Origin of the sequence: Alkalihalobacillus sp. MEB130 (assembly GCF_032335535.1) — a bacterium.
Classification (GTDB): Bacteria; Bacillota; Bacilli; order Bacillales; family Bacillaceae_D; genus Halalkalibacter.
In genome coordinates, this window is sequence record NZ_JAOANA010000004.1 from 67,052 (window position 1) to 93,049 (window position 25,998).

Sequence of the window (25,998 nt, forward strand, 5' to 3'; positions counted from 1 at the left end):
GAACAACCAAGCAATTCTTCTATAAACAACAAATGATTTTTTTTTTTGAAATAAAAGAACTCTTTTAGAATATTGTATAATATTCTATCTTCATTTATTAAACCCTTTAACTTACTAGAAACATGTAGGAAATTGTTCAAAAAAAAGCACATATCAAAATTCATGTGCTTTTTTTAACCGACCTATTATGATTTTTCACAAGATAACATTACATAAATTGTGACACCATCTTATTAAATTGCTCCTCTTTTAACTGTAGATCTTGATGTGCAAGTGGTTCATTTGAATAGTTTGGGAGCATCTCTTGATAAGATGGTTGTTTCTTATTGTGGTAAATTAATCCTGTAACGAGCCCGTTATGTTCCATTAACGTTTGCATTGCTAGCAACCGGTTTTCTTCATTATAATCGGTGACATCCGCTAGCTTCGTAATGTTCGTCTTAAACCATTCATACGTATTTACTTTATTGAAAGTAACACATGGACTAAACACATTAATAAGAGAAAAACCTTTGTGTTGAATACCTTTTTCAATCAAAGCCGTTAATTCCTTTAAATCGCTTGAAAAGCTTTGGGCAACAAACGTTGCACCTGCTGTTAAAGCCATTTCCATAATATTTAAGGAAGATTCAATAGAACCATTCGGAGTACTTTTCGTTTTGAACCCGATTTCACTTCGAGGCGAAGTTTGTCCTTTGGTTAATCCATAGATTTGATTATCCATTACAATGTACGTCACATCTATATTCCTTCTAATTGCATGAATGGTATGACCCATTCCTATAGCAAAACCATCACCATCTCCACCAGATGCAATAACAGTTAGGTCTTTATTTGCCATTTTTACACCTTGTGCAATCGGCAAGGCTCTTCCATGTATTCCATGCAGACCATAAGAATTAATATAACCTGATATTCGTCCCGAACATCCAATCCCTGAGACTACAGCTAAATCATCTGGTTCGATTCCAACATTTGCAGCTGCTCTCTGAATAGCTGCTTGAACAGAGAAATCACCACATCCTGGACACCAATTAGGCTTGACTTTATTCCGGAAATCCTTAAAAGTTGCCATTTAAGCCAACTCCTTGCTTTTCTGAATTAATAAAGAGCATTGTTCATGTATCTCCTTCGGTAAGAAAGGATTCCCATCATATTTAAGTATGCTTTCGACCTCAACCCCACCCACATTCATCCTTACGATATTCGCTAACTGAGCGGTAGCGTTATTTTCAATCACAACAACTTTCTTTGCTTGATGGATAAGAGGCTTTAGTGACTCAGAAGGGAATGGATGCAACAAACGAACTTGTACATGATTTACTTTGATCCCTTCTAACTCAAGTCTCTGTATTGCTTCCTCTATTGTTCCACGAGTAGAATTAATGCCAACGATCAACAAATCTGCCTCATCATACTGTTGGTTGATATGAATCGGGTTAGAGAAAGTAGTAGGCAATTGCGCAAGCTTACGCATCCGTTTATCCATTTGATCCTTACGATTTTGTGGACTTTCTGATGGTTTTCCCGTTTCATCATGCTCTACACCAGTTACATGATGAATCCCATTTTTCATCCCCGGTATCACTCTACTTGAGATACCATTTTCTGTTAGTTCATATCGCTTATAATAAGCACCATCAACCCGATCTGGTAATGGAGAATTAGGATCAAATGTCCCGCGGCGAACTTCCACCTTCGAAAAATCAAGTGGTTCCACGGTCTGTTTACCTAAAGATAATGCTAGATCTGTCATAAGAATAACAGGACATTGATACTCTTCTGCTAGATTAAAAGCTTCGACAGTATCATAGAAAGCTTCTTCGACAGTACTAGGCGCCATCACAATTTTTGGAATATCACCATGAGTGCTATAAATCATCGCCATAATATCCGACTGCTCTTGCTTTGTAGGAAGTCCGGTACTAGGTCCTCCTCGTTGTGTATCAATCACAACAAGAGGTGTTTCAGTCATGCCAGATAAACCAATGGCTTCTGCCATTAGGGATAATCCTGGACCAGCAGATGCTGTAAATGAGCGGACTCCTGCATAATTTGCTCCTATTGCCATTGTGCAAGCTGCTATCTCATCTTCTGTTTGAATGACTGCACCACCTAGTTCTGGGAGTTTCTCAATCATATACTCCATAATTTCTGAAGCTGGTGTAATGGGATAAGCCGCCATAAAACGACTACCAGCCGCTACAGCGCCCATGCCAATTGCATCATTTCCAATCATGAACATTCTTCGTTTCCCATCTGCTTTGTTCAATTGGAGACCAGGCATGTTTGTACCGATTTCTTTTTTTGCGTATTCAGCTCCAGCACTAATCGCTTTCATATTTTTTTCAACGACTGTTTCGCCTTTTTTCATAAAAATATCTTCTACAACTAGTCTAAATGTTTCTGGATCTAAGTTTAGAATAGCGCATGTTGCTCCAACTGCTACCATGTTTTTCATAAGCGATGTGCCTAAGTCTGTCGCAATTTCAGTGAAAGGAACAATACACAGTGTCGCTTTGCAGCCTTCTGGTAGGGTTGGTGAAAATTTCGCATCAGCGATAATCATTCCATCTGTATTTAACTCGTGAGCGTTCACATCAATCGTTTCTTGATCAAACGCTACAAGGATATCTAAATCATCCGATATTGAATTTAGTGGTTGTGTACTCACTCGAATTTTATTGTTTGTATGACCACCTTTGATTCGAGAAGAAAAATGACGATAACCATATAAATAATACCCTAGTCTATTTAACGTAGTGGCAAAAATCTCACCTGTACTTTCAATCCCCTCTCCTTGCTGCCCCCCTACTTTCCATGACAACTGATCTTTCATTTTCTCCTCTCCTCTCCATTAGTGTTTACCATTATATAGAAGCGCTTTAATAGTTTAAGCTTCATATTTTACAGTTTCCCTATTAAATGGTTCGTCCGCGACTATGATCGATTCCGTAGGACAACCTTCATGTGCATCTACCATATCTTCAAGCAAATCTTCTGGTACTTCCTTTATCCCTTCATTGTCATCAAGCAAAACAAAAGCAATCCCTTCATCATCATAATCGTAAATATCAGGTGCTGTTGCCCCGCAAGCTCCACAGGCAATACAAGTCTCTTTATCTACAATCGTATATTTTGCCATTTTACACCTCTCCCGTTCTCATTAATTTGTTTTATGTGACTAGAAGTAATAATTTGAATCAATCTTAATTCAACATTAATCACCATACAACACCTACGTTCTTCTATGTTGAACAAAACTTAAATATTCTAATAATTCATACATTATCTAAAAACAATTAATATTCTAGATTGCAGGATTATAGAATGTATAGTTTGAAATAAAAGTTTGAATAATAATTCGAATGATATCAGGAGGATACGAAATGATAAATAAAGTTTCACTAATTGGTCTTGGGGGAATCGGGGCTGCTTATGCCAGCAAATTATATGAGTTGCAACCGACTATTTTACAAGTAGTTGCAAATAAAGAAAGAATTAAGAAATACAAAGATGAAGGGATCACCATCAATGGAAAACGTTACGATTTCCACTACATACTCCCTGAGACACCAATAGAGCCAGCTGACCTAGTATTAATAGCTGTTAAGTATGACGGACTCGATCAAGCTCTAAACGAACTATCCCAGCATATTGGACCTAAAACAATTATCGTCTCTTTAATGAATGGGATAACTAGTGAGGAAATTATCGCTCATAAATACCCAAATAACCCCATACTCCCCGCTATGTGTGTAGCCATTGACGCGATACGTAGCGGTACATCTGTTTCATTCACTAATATCGGGAGAATATGTTTTGGAGAAAATAAGAATGAAACTTTGTCTTCAAATGTAATAGAGGTTAAACAACTTTTTGATCGCGCGAGTATCCCTTATGAAATTCCAGAAGATATGCTTCATACTATGTGGTGGAAGTTTATGATCAACGTTGGAATAAATCAAACATCTGCTGTTCTAAAAGCTCCATATAAAGTTTTTCAAGAAATACCTGAAGCCCATAACTTTATGTATTCAGCTATGAAAGAAGTGATAGAATTAGCTCAAAAAGAGGGAGTACAGTTAACTGATGATGACTTTTTAAAGTTCGACAAGATCTTAAAAGAAGATCTTTCTCCCGAAGGAAAAACGTCCATGCTTCAAGATGTTGAAGCACGTAGAAAAACGGAGGTTGAGTATTTAGCTGGAACTGTCTGTAAACTTGGCAAAAAGCATCGCATATCAACACCTGTAAATGACATGCTTTTTAATATGATTCGCGTGATAGAAAAAACTTTCTAAGAAAATGGATGGATTACTAAATTAAGCGGATAGTCATTGACTATCCGCTTAACTTCTTTTTTATTTCTTTACAAATCCATGTGGGTCTATTACGAATTTTTTAGATGCCCCTTGATCGAATTCAGCATAAGCAGAAGGTGCTTGATCTATTGTAATTAATGTTGCATTAACGGCTTTTGCAATTTGAGCTCTTCCACTTAAAATGGACATCATCAAATCTCGATGATATTGCATAACGGGTGTCTGACCTGTTACAAATGTATGAGCTTTGGCCCAGCCCAAGCCAAGTCTTACTTTTAATGTCCCGTGCTTAGCATCTTCATCGACTGCACCAGGATCACCAGTTACATACAGACCTGGAATACCCAGGCGTCCCCCAGCTCTCGTTACATCCATAATAGAATTTAACACCGTTGCTGGTGCTTCTCCCGCTGATGCTCCGTGACCATGTGCTTCAAAACCTACACAATCAATGGCGCAATCCACTTCTGGTACGCCTAGAATTTGTTCAATTTGCTCACCTAAGTTCGGATGTTGTCTTAAATTAACTACTTCACATCCAAAGCTTTTTGCTTGAGCCAATCGTTCACTATTTAAATCTCCAACAATCACAACAGATGCACCTAGTAATTGGGCTGAATGAGCAGCTGCAAGCCCCACAGGACCTGCTCCAGCAACATAAACTGTTGAACCTGGCTTTACACCTGCACTAACTGCACCGTGATACCCTGTCGGAAAAATATCCGAAAGCATTGTTAAATCTAGTATTTTTTCCAGTGCTTGGTCTTTGTTTGGGAACTTCAATAATTGAAAGTCAGCATAGGGGACCATAACATACTCTGATTGTCCACCAACCCATCCTCCCATATCTACATATCCATATGCTGATCCTGGTCGGTCTGGATTCACATTCTCACAAATATGAGTATCTTGTTCCTTACAGCTTCTGCACCTTCCACAAGCAATGTTAAATGGGACAGAAACGAGATCTCCCGCTTTTATAAACTCAACATCGCTCCCTACTTCAACGACTTCACCTGTAATTTCATGACCTAAAACTAAGCCACTTGGTGCTGTCGTACGTCCTCTAACCATATGCTGATCACTACCACATATATTAGTAGTAACCACTTTTACAATGACACCATGATTACACTTTCGTCCAACGTTTAATGGATTGACTCCCGGGCCATCTCTTAATACTAAATCTGGATACCCAATATCTCTAACTTCTACTTTTCCAGGTTCAACATATACAACGCCTCTATTTTTCATTCAAAACACCTTCTTTACTGAATAGTTATCTTCCTTACATGAAGTCTCGTATTCTAAGATGGTCTGTTATTGCTGTACTTTAAGAGTTAATGCTTGCTAAGTTTATTTTATACTATTTTTCCAACCTCCTTTAGCTCTCGAAATCAACTAAAGCGCTTACATACATTTCCTATTTTACGTGATTTTTAAAAGTTTAACTAGGTAAATTTTTATTTTTTTATAATTTCCTTTTGTTTGATGTAAGTACGGTAAGCACAAAGAGCGATTAGATACACGAAGACCGCCCATGTATCTAATCGCTCTATATTCCTCAAGCTAGATTGAATATCCCCTCTTTATTTTTTATTTTCTCATACAGTTCAGTTAAAGTTCCCCGGTCATCTATTCGGTATTCAGGTTCTCCTCTGTCAATGACATTCCCTTCAACTAAGAATGTTTTCATTCCAATCGTACTTGTCACCATATCCTCTTGTATATCGTTTCCAACCATAACACATTGATCTGGTTTCACATCTAAACGATGGCATATATCTTGATAATATTCTTTATTTGGTTTAGTAAATGAAATTTCCTCATATACAGTAATTAAATCAAATGTAACTTCTTCTAAACCTGCCCACTTTAACCGGTGATGAATAGCAACTTTAGGGAACAATGGGTTCGTTGCAATTACCACCCTAAACCCTTGTTTGATTGCTTCTTCCACCACTTGCTTTGCCATAGGTGTCGGATTAGACAGATGAGATAATGTTGGGAAAACCGTTTCATAGAATTCATCTAACGCTGGCCAGATTTGTTCTCTTTTTAGCGAAGTGAGTGCTAAAAAAGTTTCTTCAAAAACTTGTTCATTCGTTTTTCCAGGTTCAACGTTTTTAATCATTGCCTCTGTACCTGCCAATAGAGCTTTAGTAAATTCATTTGGATCGATAATATGCCCAACTCTTGGAGCTAACTCTTTTATGTAATTTGAAACAAACAGGTTTGTGTCCATGGGTAACAATGTCCCATCTAAATCAAACAAAATAACTTTATCCATTTATAACGCCTCACATTTTGTATATTTGATTCCAGATTATACCATAACACAAAAAGCAAGTTTGCTAAATAAAAGAGATCAGATTCTTTCATATACGTAAAGCTTTCCATTTGCTGGTCTCTTTAATTTAGGCCCAATAAAACCTCTTTTCTTTAATTCTCTGCTCATGAAGATCATTATTCCACCATGTCCAATAATTAGGACATTCTCATCCGATTGTTCAACTTTATCTAGAAGTACGTCCAAACGTTGAATTACATTTTCCTTTGTGTCACCTTGAGATGCATGACCGAGCAACCAAGCGATTCTAATCAATACAAGGTGAATGAATACAGGAAGTTTTATATCCCATCGCATGACAGGGGACAAAGTAATTTCCCGTAACTCCTTTAAGTAAATAATCTTATCTGAATAGGCTTTGGTTGCCGTTTTCATAGCTCTTCTTAAATCGCTTGAGTAACAACGTTGCCAATCGATATTACCTAAATTTATTTCCCCCTCTATCACATCCGACTCATCATATTCACTAGCCCATTTCATTAATTCTTCAGATGTAACCCATTTATTAGGATATCCTCGTTCTACTTTAAAATGACGCACTAGTCCCACTCTCAAAATCAAACCCCCCAATTAAATAAAAAAATCCCCACTAACTACGAGTAGTGAGGATTCTGTAAAATGTATTAGTTAATGGCTGCTCACTTTTTCGAGTCGATCTCCGCTATCTTGATGGTTAGTCTGATGTTGCTTTCCGTATTTAACAAAAAACGCAGCTATTAGAGCCAACAGCGATAACGCAGCTACAACAATAAAAGCGATATTCGCGCCGTGAATATCTGGATAAGCGATGTCAGGCCTGCTTTCTGCAGACATCGTTGTTGTCGTCATGACAGAAACTAGGATTGCCGTACCAACTGATGCTGCAATCATTCTCATCGTATTATCCATAGCCGCCCCGTGTGGAATTAAACGTTTTGGCAACTGGTTAAGAGCCGCGGTTTGGATTGGCATCAACACCATTACTAACCCTAGCATTCTAATCGCATACATGATAGTTAAAAAGGCAAACGATGTATGTGGACCTAAATTTATAAAAGCAAATGAAGCGACCGTCATAATCGCAAGTCCTATGATTACTAAAAAACGTGCTCCAATTTTATCAAACAAACGACCTATGATCGGGGACATAATCCCACTAACCAAAGCTCCAGGCAAAAGAGCCAATCCCGCTTCAAATGCCGTAAATTCTCTCATGTTTTGCATATATAATGGAACTAACGTTTCTACTCCAATTAATCCCATAAAAGCAACCATCCCGATCACTACAGCATATGGAAAAATGGAGTACGTAAACACTCGAAACTCAAGCATCGGATGTTTCATTTTAAGTTGCCTTGTTATAAATAGAAGGAGAGCAAAGGCTCCTATTGCTAGTGATGTAACCGTTATTGGATTAAACCATCCAAAATTACCCGCTGCTGTAAATCCATATAAAAGTCCTCCAAACCCAAATGAAGACAAGATAACAGAAAACACATCAATTTTCGGTTTCGATACTTCCGTTACATTTTTCAAAACAAAAAAGGCGATAATGATGTCTATGATTGCAATTGGCAAAATAATAAAGAATAATAGCCTCCATGAATAATTCGATGTTACCCACCCGGATAATGCTGGCCCAATTGCTGGTGCAAAGGATATAACAAGACCAATTAATCCCATTGCAGCTCCTCTCTTATTAATTGGAAATATCATTAAGAAGACCGTCGTCATTAGAGGAAGCATGACTCCTGCTCCTGCAGATTGAATCATTCGTCCTACTAACAATACTTCAAAGTTAGGAGCAATCCCCGCAACAAGTGTCCCAAATGCAAATATACTCATTGCTGAAATAAAGAGTTGTCTCGTCGTAAATCGTTCAATTAAAAACGCACTTATAGGAATCATAATCCCATTCACTAGCATGAAAACAGTCGTAAGCCATTGAGCACTATTAGCTGTTATGTTCATTTCATGCATAATTGGAGGAATTGCAGTAATCATAAGCGTCTGATTTAAAATCGCAATAAACGATCCAGCTAGCAGTAGCGCAACAATCGTCGATCTGTTATAACTCGGTATTGCCATTTTTGTCCCTCATCTCTACACGTGTAAATTGAATGTATAAGTACTTGTTGCAACAAGTACTTATACAGAGTACACGATAAAGCCATTTTAATCTATTGTGCAATCTTACTATTTTTACATTTTCTTGTATTAATACTAAGCGTGTCTGATTTGAGAAAGAAGTTCTAATTATTGATTCTACTGCAATGGCACCGGAACTACGAACCAACTTTCGCCAATACGATTAAGTTGGAATGTGAAGTCACGTCGTTCCTCTTCTAAAGTAAAATGTATTTGTGCAGATTCATCATTAGTCCGTATAATCACTTCTCTTACCTCATTAAATCTCTTCATAAATTCTCTATTATTCTGAGTAGTTACTTCATTTCGTCCTTCTTCTATAAATTGTTCTTTCGACACATTCAATGAACCTTCAGGATAAAAATAATACAATGTTTCGTAATCTTCTCCTGCTTGCGTGTACATATACAATTGGAACATTTCAAAAGGCTCAATATTCCCTAACATCTCTACTTCACGTGTTTGCTTGAATCTATCAAAAAGAAAGAGCAATTCCTCATCATCAATCTCTAACAAAGAATAATCAAACTGAAAGACTTCCTCCTTAACTAGCTCACTAGCGGACGGATCTTCTATAGGTGTTAACCTTTCTTGTTGAGAAATGTTGAAATACCCGCATCCTGATACCAACATCATTGCACTACATATCATCACTCCAAAAAAAAACGCTTTTCTATTTTTCTTCATTTTTTGCACCCCTTAAATATAATTCAAAGATAAAACGACCACATTTTTTCAAAGGTTACAAAAAAGTCTAATAACAACTGATTACATAGGTAAACAACTAATTTCTAATCATAAAGTCCTCATGCTACATACAGTAGGAAAGAGGAGGTCATCACTTGAGTATTGTGAATAAAATGCTACATGCGCCTTTTGCACTACAGCACTATGCCACTAATTTCTATCAAAAGCATTACTATGAATCGAAAATCATTCGAAATTGGAAAGAACTAAGAATAAATCCAACTGCATTACAAGAACTTCAAAATGAATTAAAACCGAAACCTTTAAAAGAGAAGCAACCTTTTCATTTGCTTCCCCATCACGAACAAACCCTTATTTATGAAATCAAACAAAAAGTAAGACTTCAAAATCGAAACAATCTTACTCGAACGAAAGCTTATTTTGAATTTTTTCAGAAGTATCCCGAAATACATTGGGCCTTTCTTGCTCATCTCGTATCACGAAATGGCGGCTGGAATATGACCGATTTAAAAGGAGATTTAACAGAAGCATTAAACAAAGAGAAAAGAAATCATTTTTTTCATTTTTTGGAGTCGGCGAACGCACTCATCTTTTATGACGCGTACCCTCAACTCCTTTTATATGAAGAGAGTAAAAAACAAAAGAAAAATATATTTTACTTGCTGCCCTATTTCAATGTATCTAGTTTTATGCTTCCAGTTTGGAATTACTTCTTTGCGAGGCAAGATTCTCAGTTCCTCACCGTTTCATTAATCATAAATGAACAACATTATATCGAAAAACGAGTTATCCAAAATACATTCTTCCGAAAACATGTATTGGACACTTTATTATTTCAAGTTCAAGAACTTATGCAGTTCACACAAGTTCTTCTTCCATATGAGTACAAAAAACAAAAAAGAAAAAGATTAGCAGGAACTATAGTAGAAAACTTTGATTCAATTTCTGAACGTATCATGGTTGGCAAACACCTATATGCCATTCTCTTTGGACTTAGTCCACTTTTTTCAGATATCTATTCATTTGCATTAAATACTTCTCACAGTGGTTCACGTGCTGATTATTGGCCTACTATATTCACAGACCAAAAAAAGAAAAGGACGAAAAAAATGTCCTCTTCTACGTTCTGTGATCCCATTTACAGTCCGGCTTTATCTGAAGCTTGGCAAGATGTTACCCACACATTTACTGATCACACTGACTGGTTCCTGGAAAAGAAAACGGATATAGACACATTTTACGAAACCATACGGGTTCCTAATTCCTTTGATGTAACAACTAGTTACTACCGAAACTTACAAAAAATAATAATTGGTTCCCTTGCTTATGAACAAGCAAAAAAGATGTTTTGAATTTACCTTTTGTTCCGATAAAGATACATCGTTAGCGGGGCAAAGATTACGATTAGTAAAAAGGAAGCCAACAGTACCCATCCAATTTGCTCAAGCGTTACTGTTCCATGCATCAATCCCCTTACAGCAGTTACTACAAGGGATATCGGATTCACTTCTACAAATGCCTCTAACCAACCAGGAAGTGTACGCGGGTCAACAAACACATTACTCACAAACGTTAAAGGAAATAAAACCATCATGCTAACACCCATTAGCGATTTCTCCGTCCGAAGCACTAATCCAAGAGTGGTCCAAATCCAAGACAGACTAAAAGAAAACAAGATTAATAATGCAACCGCAAGAAGAACACCTACGAGTCCACCTTCTGGTCGAAAACCCATAATGTATCCAAGTACAATCATAATCGTAGAAGCAATTGTGTATCGAACGGCGTCCATCAGTAAAGCTCCAACCAAAACAGCTGGGCGCCAAATGGGCAGAGAACGAAATCGATCGAAGATTCCCTTAGTTATGTCATTATTTAACTCCATCCCTGTATACATCGTAATCGTAACAACTGTCATGGCTAATATACCTGGTAATAGAAACTGTAAGTAGTCTCCGGTTGAACCAGCTATAGCCCCACCAAATAAATAAGTAAACATTAATAAGAACATAATGGGAAAGACTGTCACATCTAGAAGTTGCTCTGGTACATATTTCAACTTCAAAAGAGCTCGCCACGCAAATGTACCGGTATTGGTGAAACCATTTGGCTTTTTCGGACGAGACCGACTTGATATCGCTATCCGTAATTTCTCATCTACTTCACTATTTCCTGTCATGATTGTCCCTCCTGGTTTGACGCTTCATCTACCACTGGCCGACCTGTCAACGTGAGAAACACCTCATCTAGGCTTGGCTGACCTAATGAAAAGTCACTTAGTTTAATGCCGGATCGATTTAGTTCTGCTAGCGCATCAACAACTCGTTCTGTGTTTGTCACTCTTGCCGATAAGGCACATGGATCTGATTCTAAATGAATGGACGTAGTAAGAATATTTGTCAGAATTTCCACTGCCTCGTTTCGTTTGTTTTCATCTTCCACTCGAACATGCAGGGCACCTGTACCTACTGATGCTTTTAATTCTCCGCTCGTTCCTTCTGCAATGATTTTTCCTTGGTCTATTACAGCAATTCGATCTGCTAGTTGGTCTGCCTCTTCAAGATACTGTGTCGTTAGAAGAACGGTCGTCCCTGTACTAACCAGCGCTCGAACAATATCCCATACTTGATTTCTACTTCTTGGATCTAATCCAGTTGTTGGTTCATCTAAAAATAATAAATCAGGAGTCACCACAATACTTGCAGCAATATCAATTCTTCTTCTCATCCCTCCAGAGTACTTTTTGACCTGTCGTTTGCCAGCATCTAAAAGCCCAAACGCATCGAGAAGTTCAATAGCTCTTTCTTTAGCCTGTCGTCTTGAAAATCCTAGTAATCTCGCAATAAAGATTAGATTTTCCAACCCAGATAAATCTTCATCAATTGACGCAAACTGTCCTGTTAAACTTACTTTAGACCTTACAGCATCTGCTTCATCCACTAAATCATATCCAAGAATGTTCGCACTTCCTTCATCTGGCTTTAGTAACGTTGCTAGCATTCGAATCGTCGTTGTCTTTCCCGCGCCGTTTGGACCTAAAAATCCATATACCGTACCAGCTGGAACAGCTAAATCCACCCCATCAACGGCTCGGTTATCCCCAAATGATTTCACGAGACCTGTTGCTTTGATTGCCCATTCTTTTTCATCCATGTAACTCACCCTTTCTACATCGTATTCTATATGCACGTTCTAACTGTATATGACTTCCAAATTAAAATCTTCAGTCTCAAGACTGAAAATGCAAGAAATACACAAAAATCCCCTCATCCTATTAGATAAGGGGAAGAAGTTATTTATCACAGTGTTTTCTCATCAATTTTTATTCTTTGGCCGCCATCAAATTTCACATCAAGTTCAAATTCAGATACAGCTTTTCTATCAATGTGAAACACATTCAATAGTTCTTTTATGACTACGTCTTTTTCTACATTTGGTACTAGGTTTACTTGTTTAAAGATCTGTTCAATTTTGGGAAGGGCTTCTTGACCATAAGTGACGACTTCACCTGGAACGGCATATTTAGCTTCGATTTGATTTTTTTTCACGTCATATTCAATCTCATATTCTGTCCCATCTTTCAATTCAATTTCTAATTCAAAATCAATGATCGTTGGAGAAGCCTGTGCATGGTCTAAAGATATAAATCCAACGAGGAGAAAGGTTAGAATAGCTGCGACCATCATACTGTTTCGTTTCATTTTCACGCCTCCACTTTAGTATATTCATTAGTAATTTCCCCTTGAAATTAAAATATATTCCAGTTAGAACCAGCACAAAATAGCATCTCTTTTCTGCATAGTCCAAAAAGAGATGCTATGATTTTAATTTAATCTTTTCTTTAATACATTTTAATACACTTCATTGTCTCCCCAATACATTTGGTCTTCTTTCATTAACTTGTCTGCTTCCTCTGGCCCCATAGAACCAGCTTGATAAGGATACAAAGGAACATCTCCATCACAAAATGCTTCTAAAATTGGCTGAACCCACTTCCACGACCACTCTACTTCCTCCCATTTCGCAAAAAATGTAGATCGACCTTTGATTGCATCGTATATTAGCAACTCATATGCTTCACGTTCCATTTCAGATTCTGCTGAAAAGTCAATACTTACTGGCTCGGATTGTTTACTTATCGGATTCATCATATTCAGTTGCAAAGAAATTTTCTCCTCAGGATTAATGGCAATGGTTAAGATATTAGGAAACTGTCCTTCACTCTTCCCCCCCATTGCCTTTGAAGAAAATTCAACAACAATTTTCGTAGATTTTTCCTTCATTCTCTTTCCTGTCCTGATATAAAAAGGGATACCTGCCCAGAAGTTGTTATCTATCCATAATCTTGCTGCAATAAAGGTATCATTTTGACTTAATTTTTCTACCCCAGGCTCGTCTTGATATCCAATAACCTGTTCATGTAGAACATGCCCGGATACATATTGACCTCTAATGACGTTTCTCTTAACCTCGCTTTTATCCATTTGCCGCAAAAATTTTATTATCGTTGCTTTTTCTCCATCGAGATGCTTGTTTGTTATTTTTTGTTCGAGATGAAAGGCCGTCATCATCACAAGTTGGAGAAGGTGGTTTTGGACCATATCCCTTATCGCTCCTGCTTCGTCATAATATGCAGCTCGATCTTCCACTCCAACCGTCTCACTAGCGGTAATTTGCACATTAGCTATGCTGTAATTATTCACTAACTCTCGAAATATTGGATTGCCTAAATCTAACGTTTCTAATTTTTGAACCATTGGTTTTCCTAAATAATGATCAATTCTGTATATCTCATTTTCTGAAAAAAGATAACGTAACGATTCGTGCAATTTCTGAGCAGATTCTAAATCATAACCAAAAGGCTTTTCTAGTATAATTCGGTTCCATCCTTTGGTAGACTTTAATCCACTTTTTTTAATTTTCAAAGTAATATCAGCAACTAAGTCCGGCGCAACGGATAAATAATATAAACGGTTTTGAGGTAACCGCAATTCCTCTTCTAGATACATCACACGTTTGTGTAAATACTCGTAGTCATCCGTTCCCTTTGCATTAAATACGTAATACGTAAATAAATTTAGAAACTCTTCCGTTCTTTTTGAATCATCCATAACCCGTCTAGAGAATGTTTGAAGCGATTTTAATACTAATTCTCGAAACATCTTATTTGTCCATTGCCGTCTTCCTAATCCAATAACTAGAAAGCAGGAAGGTAATCTATTATCTAAAAATAAGTTATATAATGCAGGAAAGATTTTTCTTTTAGCTAGATCGCCTGTAGCTCCGAATAGAATAAATGTCATTGGGTCCATTGTCTCATCAAGAGGTTTAGACATTTCATGATATTCATTAGCCATGATCACTTTACTCATAATAACCCCTCCATAAATAGTCTGTTTCAAGATAAACCATTTGTATATAGTTCAATATAGCGCTTATAATGTCTCTAATGTAAGTACGCACTTTTAGTTTACATAGTATCAAATAGGATACTGTTAAAAGCGAATTGGAGGGAAAAGAAATGGGTCACGTCTGTAAAAAAGAGTATAATTGCGAAAAAGAACTAACACTCGCTGTTATTGGTGGCAAGTGGAAAATGCTTATTTTATGGCATCTAGGGAAAGAAGGAACAAAGCGATTCAATGAATTAAAATCTCTCATGCCAGGGATTACCCAACGCATCCTTGTCAATCAACTACGTGAGCTAGAATCAGACTTCATTATTCACCGCGAAGTTTATCCTGTAGTCCCTCCTAAAGTAGAATACTCCTTAACAGAACAAGGAAAAACACTCATGCCCATTCTTGAAACCATGTATGAGTGGGGCAAAGATTACAAACTTTTTCTTCAAGAAAATACAGAGGATTTTGAAAAACTTAGCTCAATGGATTAAAAAATCATGCACGATACGACTCGTGCATGATTTTTTTTGCGTTCCGTTTTTCAACGCTCCCCCATCCTACAGTATCCTATTTGTAACTATATGCTTTTAAAGTGCGTACTTCTTTTTTAGGAATTTAAAATTTAAAATAAAGCTGTACTTAAAAAAGATAACGAGGAGCGGATGTATGATGAAATTACAATTAGCGTTAGACCTAGTAAATATTCCAGAAGCAATCGAGCTTGTAGGAGAAGTACAGGAGTTTGTCGATGTAGTTGAAATCGGAACACCAGTCGTAATTAATGAAGGACTAAAGGCCGTAAAAGAAGTAAAAGCAGCGTTTCCTCAATTAACAGTTTTAGCTGATTTAAAAATTATGGATGCAGCAGGCTATGAAGTGATGAAAGCATCTGAAGCTGGTGCAGACATCATCACGATTCTTGGAGCTGCAGAAGATGAGTCTATTAAGGGAGCAGTCGAAGAAGCGAAGAAACAAGGAAAGCAAATTCTTGTGGACATGATCGCTGTAAAAGACAAAAAGACTCGTGCAATTGAGTTAGATGCACTCGGTGTTGATTATATTTGTGTTCATACTGGATATGATTTACAAGCGAAAGGAGAAAACTCTTTCGAAGATCTACTTACAATCAAAAGTGTTGTAAAAAATGCCAAAACGGCAATTGCTGGTGGAATTAAATTAGAAACATTACCAGAAGTAATCAAAGCCCAACCCGACTTGGTCATTGTTGGAGGCGGAATTACTAGTAAAGAGGATAAAAAAGCAGCTGCTGCTCAAATGCAAAAGCTTATTAAAGAAGAAGTTACTGCGTAGGGTGATACTTTATGCAAACAGTTGAGTATACACAAGAAATTATAAAAGAACTTCAACGTACAGTAGATTTAATCAATGACGTTGAAGTTGAGAGGCTTGTAGATGGGATCTTAGAAGCAAAGAAGGTGTTTGTAGCAGGAGCAGGCCGTTCTGGTTTCATGGCTAAATCATTTGCGATGCGAATGATGCATGTTGGTCTAGATCCGTATGTAGTAGGTGAAACGGTTACCCCTAACCTAGAAGAAGGAGATATTTTCATTGTCGGTTCAGGTTCGGGTGAAACAAAAAGCCTTGTATCTATGACTGAAAAAGCGAAGAAAATCGGTGCGACTGTAGCTGCTGTTACCATTTCCCCTAATTCTACAATCGCTACATTGGCAGATATCACTATTCAAGTTCCAGCTCAAATGAAATCAGGAGAAAGCTCTGAGAATGAAACCATTCAACCAATGGGATCGTTATTTGAACAAAGCCTTCTTCTACTATACGATGCTGTTATTTTAAGGTTTATGGAGAAAAAGGGATTAGATTCTCAAACGATGTATGGTAGACATGCTAATTTAGAATAAAACTTCTGAAGGAGAAGCAGCCTTATTGGGCAGCTTCTCCTTTTTTGATCTCTTAACCTTCTGTGGCAGATGGCTCCTTCAATTCAAGTAGCTTGATTTCTGATTGCAATTTAGCAATAGACTGCTTCATGTATTGGGATGCTTCGGTATGAATCGCTTTTAATTGAATAAGTTGCGTGTATAGGTCCAGATGCATATTTTCTTGCTCATAATGCTGTGAGGATAGAGTTTTCATCTGTTCAACCAACTCTTGGAGCCTAACTTGAATTTGCTGTTGTTCCTCCTCATTTTCTTTCACACGTTGAGTTAACTCTTCATGATCAAGCTTCTGTAAATTCACTAGTTGCGCAAGTTCATCCTGTTGAGAACATTGTTTTGACTGTTGTTCTTGAATCCATTCAAATTGATCTTCTTGCTTGCGTAAGCGTTCATTTTGGTTAACTAGATCTGAACGCAACTCCTGTTTTGCACGTTCAATCATTTCTAATTGGTTGACTAACATTCCTTTGGATTCGAGTAGTTCTTCAAGCCTCTTCTCTAACGAAGATCGTTCTACCTCATGTTCTTCGAGTTTTAAGCATAATCCATTTTGGATCTCACTCTTTTCCTCCACGAGTTTCTTCAAATTTTCCTGCATAGATCTCAACTGTTTATTCAATGTTTCCTGTTCATCTAATTGTTCTGAAAAACTCTCATGAACAATATGATGAGATCCTAACGTTTCTTTGATCTCATTTATATCTTTTATATTTGTTCTGATGCCTTCAACAACTTTATTAGAGAAAAAGACTTGCTGATTCCCGATCGTTTTTGGCTTCTGTAAAAATACCTTTGACTCGGATTGATCGTTCAAATGACTCAATGTTCCCACTCCTTTTTAGCCTGTTATGATTAGTCTATGATGTCCGAAAGTAAGAAGTGCCTATCAATTTAACGTATTTTGTTACCATTTAAAGAAAACAAAAAACCTGCACTCCAATAGTTAGATAACACCAACTATTGGAGTGTAGGTCAAAATTTTTCCTTACCTTATTCTAAATTGACTGCCACTTTTTTCAATACGAATTTTAACCGTATTAAAAACCCGAGTGCTGCACATGTCAATCCTAATGTAATTCCAATCCAGAAACCAAAAGGTCCAAGAAACGTAAATGCAGCAAGATAATAACCTGATGGAATCCCTATTAACCAATAAGAAATAAAGGCCGTAATAAAAGGAATTTTCACATCTTTATAGCCACGTAATACGCCTTGTAATCCAGATTGGGCCGCATCCGAAATTTGATAGACAATCGCAATGATAAAGAATTGGCCTGCCATGCGAACGACTTCTTCATCCTGTGTATATAGGTAAGCAATCTGCTCCCGAAACACATAAAGAAAAATCGCACCAACTGCCAAAATACCAATTCCTCCCCAAACACCGAGATAGCTATATTGCTTTGCGTTATCGTATTGTTTCCCACCAACTGAAAACCCGACAACAATGGTCAAAGCCATGGAAATGCTTAAAGGTATCATAAATATTAGAGAGGTAAAACTTAAAGCAACCTGGTGGGCTGCCACTGTTACAGTTGAGAACAACATTCCAATCATTAGAGTCACAACAGCAAAAATGCTCGCTTCAAAAAAAATGGAAAGGCCAATTGGTATCCCAATAGCAAGTTGAGCTTTCCATGCTTTCCACGATGGTCTTGCCCAATTTATAAACAAACGATAGTGCCTCACTACTTCTACTTTAAATGTCATCCAAATACTAATAAAGAAAATAATCCAATACGTAATCGCTGTTGCGTAACCAGCACCAATTCCCCCTAAAGCTGGCAAACCTAATTTCCCAAAAATAAATCCATAATTCAACAAGATATTAAATGGAACAGCTAAGACCGTTATGATCATCGTTATCCTCGTGAAACCTTGCGCATCAAAGAAATTACGAAGCACATTCGCTGCAAACAAAGGAATAATACCAATCGATAATCCAATTAAGTAATGATAAGAGATGTGATAGACATTTGGATCCAAGTTCATTAACAGTAAGATTGGTTCTAAAAAGAAAAAACCACCAATGACAACTACAAAAGAAAGCAAAACAGCTAAATAAAGCGCCTGGACAACCGAATCTGCAATCTTTTCACGTTGATTGCTCCCCATTAGTTGAGCAACAATCGGAGTGACTGCTAAGAGGATTCCATTTATTCCAGTAAAAATGGGCATCCATAAACTTGAGCCTATTGCAACCCCAGCTAAATCACTCGTTCCCACACGTCCCGACATCATTGTATCTACAAGATTCATTGCATAGAAACTAATTTGCGTAACCATAATTGGCCATAAAATTGAAAAAAGTAAAGTGACCTTTTCTTTCCAGGTCTTTGCATGATACATAAAGGTTCCCCCGTCATCTAGTTCAGTTTACAAGTTCATTATCAATAATATAGAAAATCTCACAAAAAAACTAGAAGAAGAAATCCTTGTAATACCAATACTTTCCACAAAAATGCACCTTCCTAAATCTTACTAATTTTCTAATTTGTTTGATTTTTCCTCGAATGGATTATACTATATATATATGTAAGGGTTTACAACAATAGATAGGAGGAGGACATTTTATGCAAACAAATAAAAACAGATGGCTTATCGCTTTATCGGCTATTGCCATCCATCTTTCCATTGGTGCAGCATACGCATACAGTGTTTATCAAAACCCAATTAGCTCTTCATTAGGTTGGGCAGGCTCTCAAGTAGCCATTGCCTTTACAATTATGATGGCACTTGCTGGTACATCCGCTGCTTTCTTTGGAAAATTCGTTGAACGTAATGGTCCAAGAAAATCAGCTATGGTCGCCGCTGTTTTGTTCGGGATCGGTCAAGCTGGCTCGGGAATTGCTATTGGTATGGAGTCCCTACCTTTATTTTTACTAACATATGGTGTATTTAGTGGACTTGGACTTGGTATCGGCTATATTTCGCCAGTTTCTACTTTAGTCAAATGGTTTCCAGACCGGAGAGGTTTAGCTACAGGAATGGCCGTTCTTGGTTTTGGAGCAGGTTCTCTGATTACAGCACCTGTTGCTGCAAGCTTGATTGAATCGATTGGCATTACATCCACTTTCTATTTTCTAGGGATTTGTTATTTTACTCTTATGATGCTAGGAGCCTCCTATATTGCCCCACCTCCAGAAGGTTGGATGCCAGATTCAATGAAAAAAGATATGGCTTCTGGAAAAAAGGTGGTCAAGAAAGATTTGCAACAATTATCAGCCAAAGAAGCTGTCAAAACAAAACGTTTTTGGATGCTTTGGTCTATGATGCTAATTAACACGACTGCAGGGATTATGATTATTTCTGTCGCATCTCCGATGGCACAAGAAGTTGTTGGTTTAACAGCAGCAGCGGCCGCGACAATGGTAGGGATTATGGGTGTGTTTAATGGTGGCGGAAGACTTGGTTGGGCTGCAGCCTCTGATTATATTGGTCGACCAACTGTTTTTCTCATCTTTTTCTCAATTCAAATTGTAGCGTTCTTTACTCTCCCACTAACAACAAACGCCATTCTCTTTACTGTTTTAATTCTACTTGTTGTCAGCTGTTACGGAGGGGGTTTTTCCAATCTTCCTGCCTTTGTTGGAGACTTATTCGGAACGAAACAACTTGGTGCTATTCATGGGTATTTATTAACAACTTGGTCACTCGGAGGCGTTTTTGGCCCCGTACTAGTTACTCAAATCCGTGAAAGAACAGAAAGTTATATTCCAGTATTTTATGTCTTCTTTGCATTAATCGTTATTGCATTCCTCATTTCAATCATGCTTCGTTACGATATTAAAAAGAGCGAGAAAGAAGCGCAACAAGCAGAACATGCAGTTTCATAGTACCATTCACAAACTGACTAGTCGGTAATATATGTATAGAGGATGCTTCAAAAGGTTTCGATCTTTTCGGAGCATCCTTTCTCTTTCTCATTGTAATTCCCCCTTTATACAGTCTACTGTTAACTCGTATATGATGGTTTCAACAATTGATTTGGTTTGTTCATTTACAGGTTGCGAGAGGTACACATTTTTTAGCTTCTCACAAGCAGATAGTTTCTCATCTATTAATTGTTTCACTTCGTCTTTAGTATAGCGGCCCTTTTTAATTGCAACCATAAATTCACGATCATTGTCATTGTAAGTCATCGCCTCTTGGAAATTTCGAAAATGATTAGATGAAAACCTTTCCACAAAATCAAGAATACGATAAGCATGCATCGCAGATTTTGTATCATATCCAAATTCCTCGACTAGATGATTTGTGCTCTTATTCCCCTTCTCTAAATATTTGTACTTGCTTAAATACATACCCTGACAAGCTTTATATAAATAAGGAAGATTCATCGTTGCAATATCTTGTTTTCTAGCCAATAATTCGTTAACAGCTCTTTTAACTAGTGAATTGTCATTGATGATAATCTCCCTTGCGAAAAGGACTTCTAAAAAGTTAACATTAGACTTCCACCAAAGGGTAGGTAATTTCCGAACATCGTGAATTTCTTCGTCAATTGTCTGTTTTACCATACTATCAGTGTATATGGTCCGATCATATAGGTCAGCAAAAGTCGGAATTACAAAAGTTTTATAATCCTTATCAGATTCTTTTGTAACTAAATTGTAATTTTCAGATCCTACTACTGCTTTAAAAGCTATCGTCCTTTTCATCTTTATCCCCTCTTCTACATGATGATACTTTAAAACAGATTGACCCCAATTCATTATTGCCCGTTAAAAAGAAGCGTAAAAGAAGCCCGCAAATTAGATTACGCGCTTCTTCATATGATTATCGTATTTTTTACAATTTAAACTTTTGAACAATTTGACTTAACCCTTGTGCCATCTGACTAAGAGAATCAGATGACGCTGAAATTTCTTCCATTGACGCTAATTGTTCTTCAGAAGTAGAGGCCACATTTTGTGAATTAGCTGCTGTCTGTCTAACAATCTCCTCTAATGACTCAATTGTTTCTTTAACTCTATTTGTATTTTCCGTGATTTCAACGGACGAGTTTGAAACATTCTGTATATCTTCATTCACCCTTTTAATAGATTGGTGAATTGTGTCAAATATAAGACCTGCCTTATTAACAACTACTAAGCCGTTTTCAGCGTCTGTCGTTCCTTTTAACATAGCTTCCATTGCTGCTGAAGAATCTGCCTGTATTTCTTTGATTAGTTCTGAAATAAGATTTGCTGATCTCTTCGATTCTTCTGCCAATTTTCGTACTTCATCTGCCACTACAGCAAATCCTTTACCATGCTCACCTGCTCGGGCAGCTTCAATAGCTGCATTTAATGCGAGAAGGTTCGTTTGATCCGATATCCCTGTAATGACCTGTATAATTTGGCCAATTTCAGTTGATCTGTTATCTAACTTCTTAACTACTTCAGAAGAATCACTCACACTTTTAGTGATAGAACCCATTTGATCAACCGCTTCACGGATGACTTGATTTCCTCTTTCTGCTTCTTCTGCTGTTTCTACAGATAACTTTGATACATTTCTAACCATTCCTGATACATGGCTCATATTAGTAGCCATTGCTGCTAATGAGCTTGACCCTTCTTCCATTTGCTTAACTTGTGTTTCATTTGAAGAAGCGATCGACTGCATAGCCATCGTTACTTCATTTGTAGCTAACTTTGTCTCTTCACTACTTGCTGATAATTGTTCAGATGAAGCTGCAACTTGTTCACTCGAATCATTTACTTGCTGAATAATTTCTCGAATGGTTGTGACCATCTCGTTGAAAGAAGTTGTTAACTCACCTATTTCATCATTTGATTTGCTCTCTGTTAGTTCCGTAGCCAAATTTCCTGCTGCGATTTCTCTTGCTGTCTCATTTAAATTTTGTATAGCTTGTAAGTATTTACGAATAAATAAATAATAAATGATAGAACCAATAACTAATGTAATAACTCCTACAACAATAGAAACAAGTTGCAAAATCCCTAGATTTTCGTAAAACTCTTCCGTATAAGCACCTATGCCGATCATCCAATCCCATGGCTCATAATACCCCATATAGGCTAATTTTTCCCTTGGTACGGTCTCGTCTGCATTCGTCCAATCATATACATGTGTCCTTAACTCTGGATCAGGATTTTTTGAGATTCTAACTAAATCTTGAATTAAGTACTGACCACTCGCATCTTGCAAATTAGATAAATCTTGACCTTCTAGGCCCATTGGATGAACAAGTGAGAAATGATTGCTGTCATACACGAACATATATCCTAGTTCTTTATATAAAAACGCGGCTTTCGTAAAATCTCTCATTTTCTCTGCTTCATTACTATATGGACCTGAGATATAGCTAGCTGCTATTTCTTGTGCCTCACTTAGTTGAAGTTGTCCATTCTCAACCTGGTCATTCAATTGTTCAAGAACAGCAAGAGTTCCATTAATGGAATGACGCAAATCTGTCACCCCTGCATCAATTAATTGTTGTTTGGAAAAGTAGTAACTAATGGATCCTAATAGTACGGCTATGACTAACAAAATCATAAAATTCAGAGTTAAAATCTTACCCGTTAACCCCTTTAATTTAAACGCTTTCATTTCTTCCTCTCCCTTTATCATGCTGTCAGATGAATCAACGCTGGATTTTGATCACACAGTACCCTTTCAAGAAAGCATTTACATTAGCAAGAACACTCTTATTATCCTAATTCAAAAGTCCCCTTTTGACACCTTTAGACAAATTATAACAGGAGTTAGGAAATGTACAAGACTCTTTTTATAAATATCAAAATAATTTACCTACATTCGTTCAGCAATTGATATTAGAATTAGGCGATATAAAACAAATACTCCCAAATACCCCCCTGTTACTAAAAATAACGGATTTAAGAAAATCCCATGGACAGTTGTCATGAATACCTCATTTGATTGAATAATTGTATAAATCGTGACTGTTATAATGTTACCAAAAATGACTCCTGAAACGACTGCGATTATGTTCATCCATTTTCGTATCCGATTCCATCTACGAGCTAGAAGATACAGAATAAGAGGCAATCCAATTACAATGATTAATATAAAAGCGTTAATAAGAACACCTCCTCTTCTATTTTTTTCCTTTTCTTAGTATCCACTAGTTTCCATTATTTTATAATGCTTCCCATTTTCTAAGAATCTCATTTGATAAAAGATTTCTAAATATCGCATACTACTACCATTACTACTATCGGAGGTGATAATAGTGGGAGATTGGAACAAGCAAGCAAGTCGGAACAATAACATACAGCCTGATTTAACCTTTAAAAATGAGGAACTCGCTGAAAAGAAAGTCCAATTGAATGTTCAAGAAGAAATTGGAATGGAAGCAATTGGACAAGAAGAAAAAGATGTAAGGCCTCAAGGTGGTCAGCCTTAATCCTAAATAAAAATCAATAAAAAAAAGCGTGTTTAAATGTAGTTTTTTACATTTGAACACGCTCTAACCAAAGTGTAGCATGAGACTACCTTCAAACAGATATAGGTTTATGCGTTTTGGTGCAAAAGTACTAACGCTTGACGTAACTCAGCAATAGCAACTTGTCCTGGTGCAGATGCCTTATTAGCCGCTCCAAAAGTTATAGCTGATCCAAATATCTCCCCTGCTAGTCGACTAATCACACCTTGACCTGCCATGGACATCGTAATTATAGGGCCCTCAGCATATTGATGTTTCATTGTATTTGTTGCGTCTAATAACGTTAACACGTCAGCTGAATTCTTTGGCATGACGGCAATTTTCGGAATGTCTCCTCCTAATTCTTGAGCTTTTACCAACCTTGAAACAATCTCCTCTTTTGAAGGTGTTTCTTCAAACTCATGATTGGAAAGTATGACAAATACATTGTGTTCATGCGCTTCTAATACAAGTGACGTCACGATATCCTCATCATTAAAAAGTTCAATGTCAATGATATCGATTAAGCCGGTTTTTATCACTTCTCTATTTAGTGTGACATATTCAGCATCGCCAATTTCTCTTTTTCCACCTTCTTTCATCGTACGAAACGTAAAAATAAGTGGCTTTCCTTTCAAGATTACTTGAATTTGAGTAAGAGCTTCTTTTACGCGTTCTACTTGCATAACGTCATCAAAAAAATCCACTCTCCATTCAATGATTTCCGCATCTATATTTTGTAAATTTGTTGCTTCTTCTAGTAGTTCTGACAACGTGCTCCCAACCATCGGTACACAAATCTTCGGCATGCCTTCTCCGATATTCACACCTTTAACGTTTACTATCTTTTTCATTTTCAACTCTCCCTACTTTCCAAAAGAAACTTTACCAACTAAAAAAAGAGGAACATCTTCTTATTTAATTAATCCTAGTGATTTAAGCCCATTAAAGATACCTGAGTCCGTAACATCGGTTGTTTTATGTTTTGCATATGCAAACAATTCTTGTTGAGCATTACCCATAGCAAAGCCTTCCCCGACATAAGCTAACATTTCCTTATCATTCATCCCGTCACCAAAAGCAATTGCCTCTTCTTTAGAGATTCCAAGTACTTGTAATACTTTTTCAACTGCGTACCCTTTATTCACCTTATCTCTAATCACATCATATGCATGTTCTTTAAAGCCACCTACATTCACAGGCGATAGGTGAATGCCTCCCCATTTTTCATACTTTTCTTGTTCCTTTTCACCTACGTTCACAAGTGAAACTCCTAAAATGTCATGTAGAAATTCAGATGAATACAGGACATTATGCCTTAAGTGGAAATATTCTATAAATTCGGTCAAAATTTCCGAGTCAAGAGACGTTAATACATTTTTCTTATTTGTATACAAGATCGCTTCATGTCCGTTTTCTTCTGCTGTTTTCAGAAAATACTGTATCATTTCACCTTCTATTTTTTCTTTTAGAATATCGTTATTTTTATGTACCGCATAAGCACCATTATAACCAATGAAAGAATTGATTTTTAACGTTTCTCCTATTTCACGGATTTCATGTAATGGTCGCCCTGTTGCTAGAAATACCTCTATTCCTTTTTCCTGTACTTGGCTAACTGCTTCTATCGTCGATTGTTCGATTGTATGGTCGGGTCTCAAAATCGTTCCATCAATATCTAGAAACAATATTTTATAACTTGGCATTAGGTCGCTCCTTTTTCGTAAATTTTATTTATTATATCACATTTGTATAAGGCGAAAGAAACCAGTTC

Annotated in this window: 26 protein-coding genes; 7 read left to right on the plus strand and 19 right to left on the minus strand. The window is 37.1% G+C overall.

Features of this window, described 5'->3' with window-relative positions:
• Nucleotides 1–208: 208 nt before the first annotated feature.
• Genes N0O92_RS05645 through N0O92_RS05655 form a run of 3 tightly spaced genes read right to left on the minus strand, consistent with a single transcriptional unit; the run spans nt 209 to nt 3,145 of the window.
• Complete coding sequence (locus N0O92_RS05645; protein ID WP_315613685.1) at nt 209–1,075, minus strand: 2-oxoacid:ferredoxin oxidoreductase subunit beta; 867 nt, start codon at nt 1,073–1,075, stop codon at nt 209–211.
• Nucleotides 1,076–2,839, minus strand: a complete 1,764-nt coding sequence (locus N0O92_RS05650) for a 2-oxoacid:acceptor oxidoreductase subunit alpha (RefSeq protein ID WP_315613686.1) — start codon at nt 2,837–2,839, stop codon at nt 1,076–1,078.
• A 54-nt stretch (nt 2,840–2,893) separates the two neighbouring features.
• Nucleotides 2,894–3,145, minus strand: coding sequence for a ferredoxin (locus N0O92_RS05655; protein ID WP_315613687.1), 252 nt, complete (start codon nt 3,143–3,145; stop codon nt 2,894–2,896).
• Between the two features lie 244 nt (nt 3,146–3,389).
• Here N0O92_RS05655 and N0O92_RS05660 point away from each other — a divergent pair, with 244 nt between their 5' ends.
• Nucleotides 3,390–4,304, plus strand: a complete 915-nt coding sequence (locus N0O92_RS05660) for a ketopantoate reductase family protein (RefSeq protein ID WP_315613688.1) — start codon at nt 3,390–3,392, stop codon at nt 4,302–4,304.
• 60 nt (nt 4,305–4,364) lie between these two features.
• Here the strand turns inward: N0O92_RS05660 and fdhA are convergent, their stop codons facing one another.
• The 5 genes from fdhA to N0O92_RS05685 form a co-directional block, all read right to left on the minus strand.
• On the minus strand, nt 4,365–5,579 hold the full coding sequence (gene fdhA, locus N0O92_RS05665) for a formaldehyde dehydrogenase, glutathione-independent (RefSeq protein WP_315613689.1): 1,215 nt from the start codon (nt 5,577–5,579) through the stop codon (nt 4,365–4,367).
• A gap of 310 nt (nt 5,580–5,889) precedes the next feature.
• On the minus strand, nt 5,890–6,615 hold the full coding sequence (locus N0O92_RS05670; protein ID WP_315613690.1) for an HAD family hydrolase: 726 nt from the start codon (nt 6,613–6,615) through the stop codon (nt 5,890–5,892).
• A 78-nt stretch (nt 6,616–6,693) separates the two neighbouring features.
• A complete protein-coding gene (locus tag N0O92_RS05675) occupies nt 6,694–7,224 on the minus strand; it encodes a histidine phosphatase family protein (protein ID WP_315613856.1) in 531 nt (176 codons plus the stop codon).
• 78 nt (nt 7,225–7,302) lie between these two features.
• Entirely contained in the window at nt 7,303–8,742 is a 1,440-nt protein-coding gene (locus N0O92_RS05680) for a DHA2 family efflux MFS transporter permease subunit (protein ID WP_315613691.1), read from the minus strand.
• 177 nt (nt 8,743–8,919) lie between these two features.
• Nucleotides 8,920–9,489, minus strand: coding sequence for a hypothetical protein (locus N0O92_RS05685; protein ID WP_315613692.1), 570 nt, complete (start codon nt 9,487–9,489; stop codon nt 8,920–8,922).
• Between the two features lie 164 nt (nt 9,490–9,653).
• Between N0O92_RS05685 and N0O92_RS05690 the strand changes: the two genes are divergently transcribed.
• Complete coding sequence (locus tag N0O92_RS05690) at nt 9,654–10,862, plus strand: DUF2515 family protein (protein ID WP_315613857.1); 1,209 nt, start codon at nt 9,654–9,656, stop codon at nt 10,860–10,862.
• 2 nt (nt 10,863–10,864) lie between these two features.
• On the opposite strand, the gene N0O92_RS05695 is transcribed toward N0O92_RS05690, so the two are convergent.
• From N0O92_RS05695 to zwf, 4 genes are all read right to left on the minus strand, one after another.
• Nucleotides 10,865–11,689, minus strand: coding sequence for an ABC transporter permease (locus N0O92_RS05695; protein WP_315613693.1), 825 nt, complete (start codon nt 11,687–11,689; stop codon nt 10,865–10,867).
• The gene (locus N0O92_RS05700) at nt 11,686–12,663 is read right to left on the minus strand and encodes an ATP-binding cassette domain-containing protein (RefSeq protein ID WP_315613694.1); all 978 of its coding nucleotides are present in this window, start codon (nt 12,661–12,663) and stop codon (nt 11,686–11,688) included. Before N0O92_RS05700 ends, N0O92_RS05695 begins: the two co-directional genes overlap by 4 nt.
• Before the next feature lie 146 nt (nt 12,664–12,809).
• The gene (locus N0O92_RS05705) at nt 12,810–13,211 is read right to left on the minus strand and encodes a YusW family protein (RefSeq protein ID WP_315613695.1); all 402 of its coding nucleotides are present in this window, start codon (nt 13,209–13,211) and stop codon (nt 12,810–12,812) included.
• A 150-nt stretch (nt 13,212–13,361) separates the two neighbouring features.
• The gene (zwf, locus tag N0O92_RS05710) at nt 13,362–14,882 is read right to left on the minus strand and encodes a glucose-6-phosphate dehydrogenase (RefSeq protein ID WP_315613697.1); all 1,521 of its coding nucleotides are present in this window, start codon (nt 14,880–14,882) and stop codon (nt 13,362–13,364) included.
• A gap of 149 nt (nt 14,883–15,031) precedes the next feature.
• Here zwf and N0O92_RS05715 point away from each other — a divergent pair, with 149 nt between their 5' ends.
• The 3 genes from N0O92_RS05715 (at nt 15,032) to hxlB (ending at nt 16,792) form a co-directional block, all read left to right on the plus strand.
• Nucleotides 15,032–15,403 carry a winged helix-turn-helix transcriptional regulator gene (locus N0O92_RS05715; protein ID WP_315613698.1) on the plus strand — a complete coding sequence of 124 codons (372 nt, stop codon included), beginning with the start codon at nt 15,032–15,034 and terminating at the stop codon, nt 15,401–15,403.
• A gap of 178 nt (nt 15,404–15,581) precedes the next feature.
• On the plus strand, nt 15,582–16,223 hold the full coding sequence (hxlA, locus tag N0O92_RS05720) for a 3-hexulose-6-phosphate synthase (RefSeq protein WP_315613858.1): 642 nt from the start codon (nt 15,582–15,584) through the stop codon (nt 16,221–16,223).
• A gap of 11 nt (nt 16,224–16,234) precedes the next feature.
• Nucleotides 16,235–16,792: a 6-phospho-3-hexuloisomerase gene (hxlB, locus tag N0O92_RS05725; RefSeq protein ID WP_315613699.1), complete on the plus strand. Its 558-nt coding sequence runs from the start codon at nt 16,235–16,237 to the stop codon at nt 16,790–16,792.
• A 52-nt stretch (nt 16,793–16,844) separates the two neighbouring features.
• Here hxlB and N0O92_RS05730 read toward each other — a convergent pair whose 3' ends face one another.
• Complete coding sequence (locus tag N0O92_RS05730; protein ID WP_315613700.1) at nt 16,845–17,654, minus strand: hypothetical protein; 810 nt, start codon at nt 17,652–17,654, stop codon at nt 16,845–16,847.
• 167 nt (nt 17,655–17,821) lie between these two features.
• Nucleotides 17,822–19,180, minus strand: a complete 1,359-nt coding sequence (locus N0O92_RS05735) for an MATE family efflux transporter (protein ID WP_315613701.1) — start codon at nt 19,178–19,180, stop codon at nt 17,822–17,824.
• A gap of 224 nt (nt 19,181–19,404) precedes the next feature.
• Here N0O92_RS05735 and N0O92_RS05740 point away from each other — a divergent pair, with 224 nt between their 5' ends.
• The gene (locus tag N0O92_RS05740; protein WP_315613702.1) at nt 19,405–20,667 is read left to right on the plus strand and encodes an L-lactate MFS transporter; all 1,263 of its coding nucleotides are present in this window, start codon (nt 19,405–19,407) and stop codon (nt 20,665–20,667) included.
• An 87-nt stretch (nt 20,668–20,754) separates the two neighbouring features.
• Here the strand turns inward: N0O92_RS05740 and N0O92_RS05745 are convergent, their stop codons facing one another.
• The 3 genes from N0O92_RS05745 to N0O92_RS05755 all read right to left on the minus strand — a co-directional run bounded on the left by N0O92_RS05745 (nt 20,755) and on the right by N0O92_RS05755 (nt 23,794).
• On the minus strand, nt 20,755–21,492 hold the full coding sequence (locus N0O92_RS05745) for a DNA polymerase beta superfamily protein (RefSeq protein WP_315613703.1): 738 nt from the start codon (nt 21,490–21,492) through the stop codon (nt 20,755–20,757).
• Nucleotides 21,493–21,622: 130 nt separating this feature from the next.
• Complete coding sequence (locus N0O92_RS05750; RefSeq protein ID WP_315613704.1) at nt 21,623–23,389, minus strand: methyl-accepting chemotaxis protein; 1,767 nt, start codon at nt 23,387–23,389, stop codon at nt 21,623–21,625.
• 201 nt (nt 23,390–23,590) lie between these two features.
• Nucleotides 23,591–23,794: a hypothetical protein gene (locus tag N0O92_RS05755; RefSeq protein WP_315613705.1), complete on the minus strand. Its 204-nt coding sequence runs from the start codon at nt 23,792–23,794 to the stop codon at nt 23,591–23,593.
• Nucleotides 23,795–24,032: 238 nt separating this feature from the next.
• On the opposite strand from N0O92_RS05755, the gene N0O92_RS05760 reads away from it, so the two are divergent.
• Entirely contained in the window at nt 24,033–24,206 is a 174-nt protein-coding gene (locus N0O92_RS05760) for a hypothetical protein (RefSeq protein WP_315613706.1), read from the plus strand.
• 107 nt (nt 24,207–24,313) lie between these two features.
• Here the strand turns inward: N0O92_RS05760 and aroD are convergent, their stop codons facing one another.
• Nucleotides 24,314–25,078, minus strand: coding sequence for a type I 3-dehydroquinate dehydratase (gene aroD, locus N0O92_RS05765; protein WP_315613707.1), 765 nt, complete (start codon nt 25,076–25,078; stop codon nt 24,314–24,316).
• Between the two features lie 60 nt (nt 25,079–25,138).
• Nucleotides 25,139–25,930, minus strand: coding sequence for an HAD family hydrolase (locus tag N0O92_RS05770; protein ID WP_315613708.1), 792 nt, complete (start codon nt 25,928–25,930; stop codon nt 25,139–25,141).
• Between the last annotated feature and the right edge of the window lie 68 nt (nt 25,931–25,998).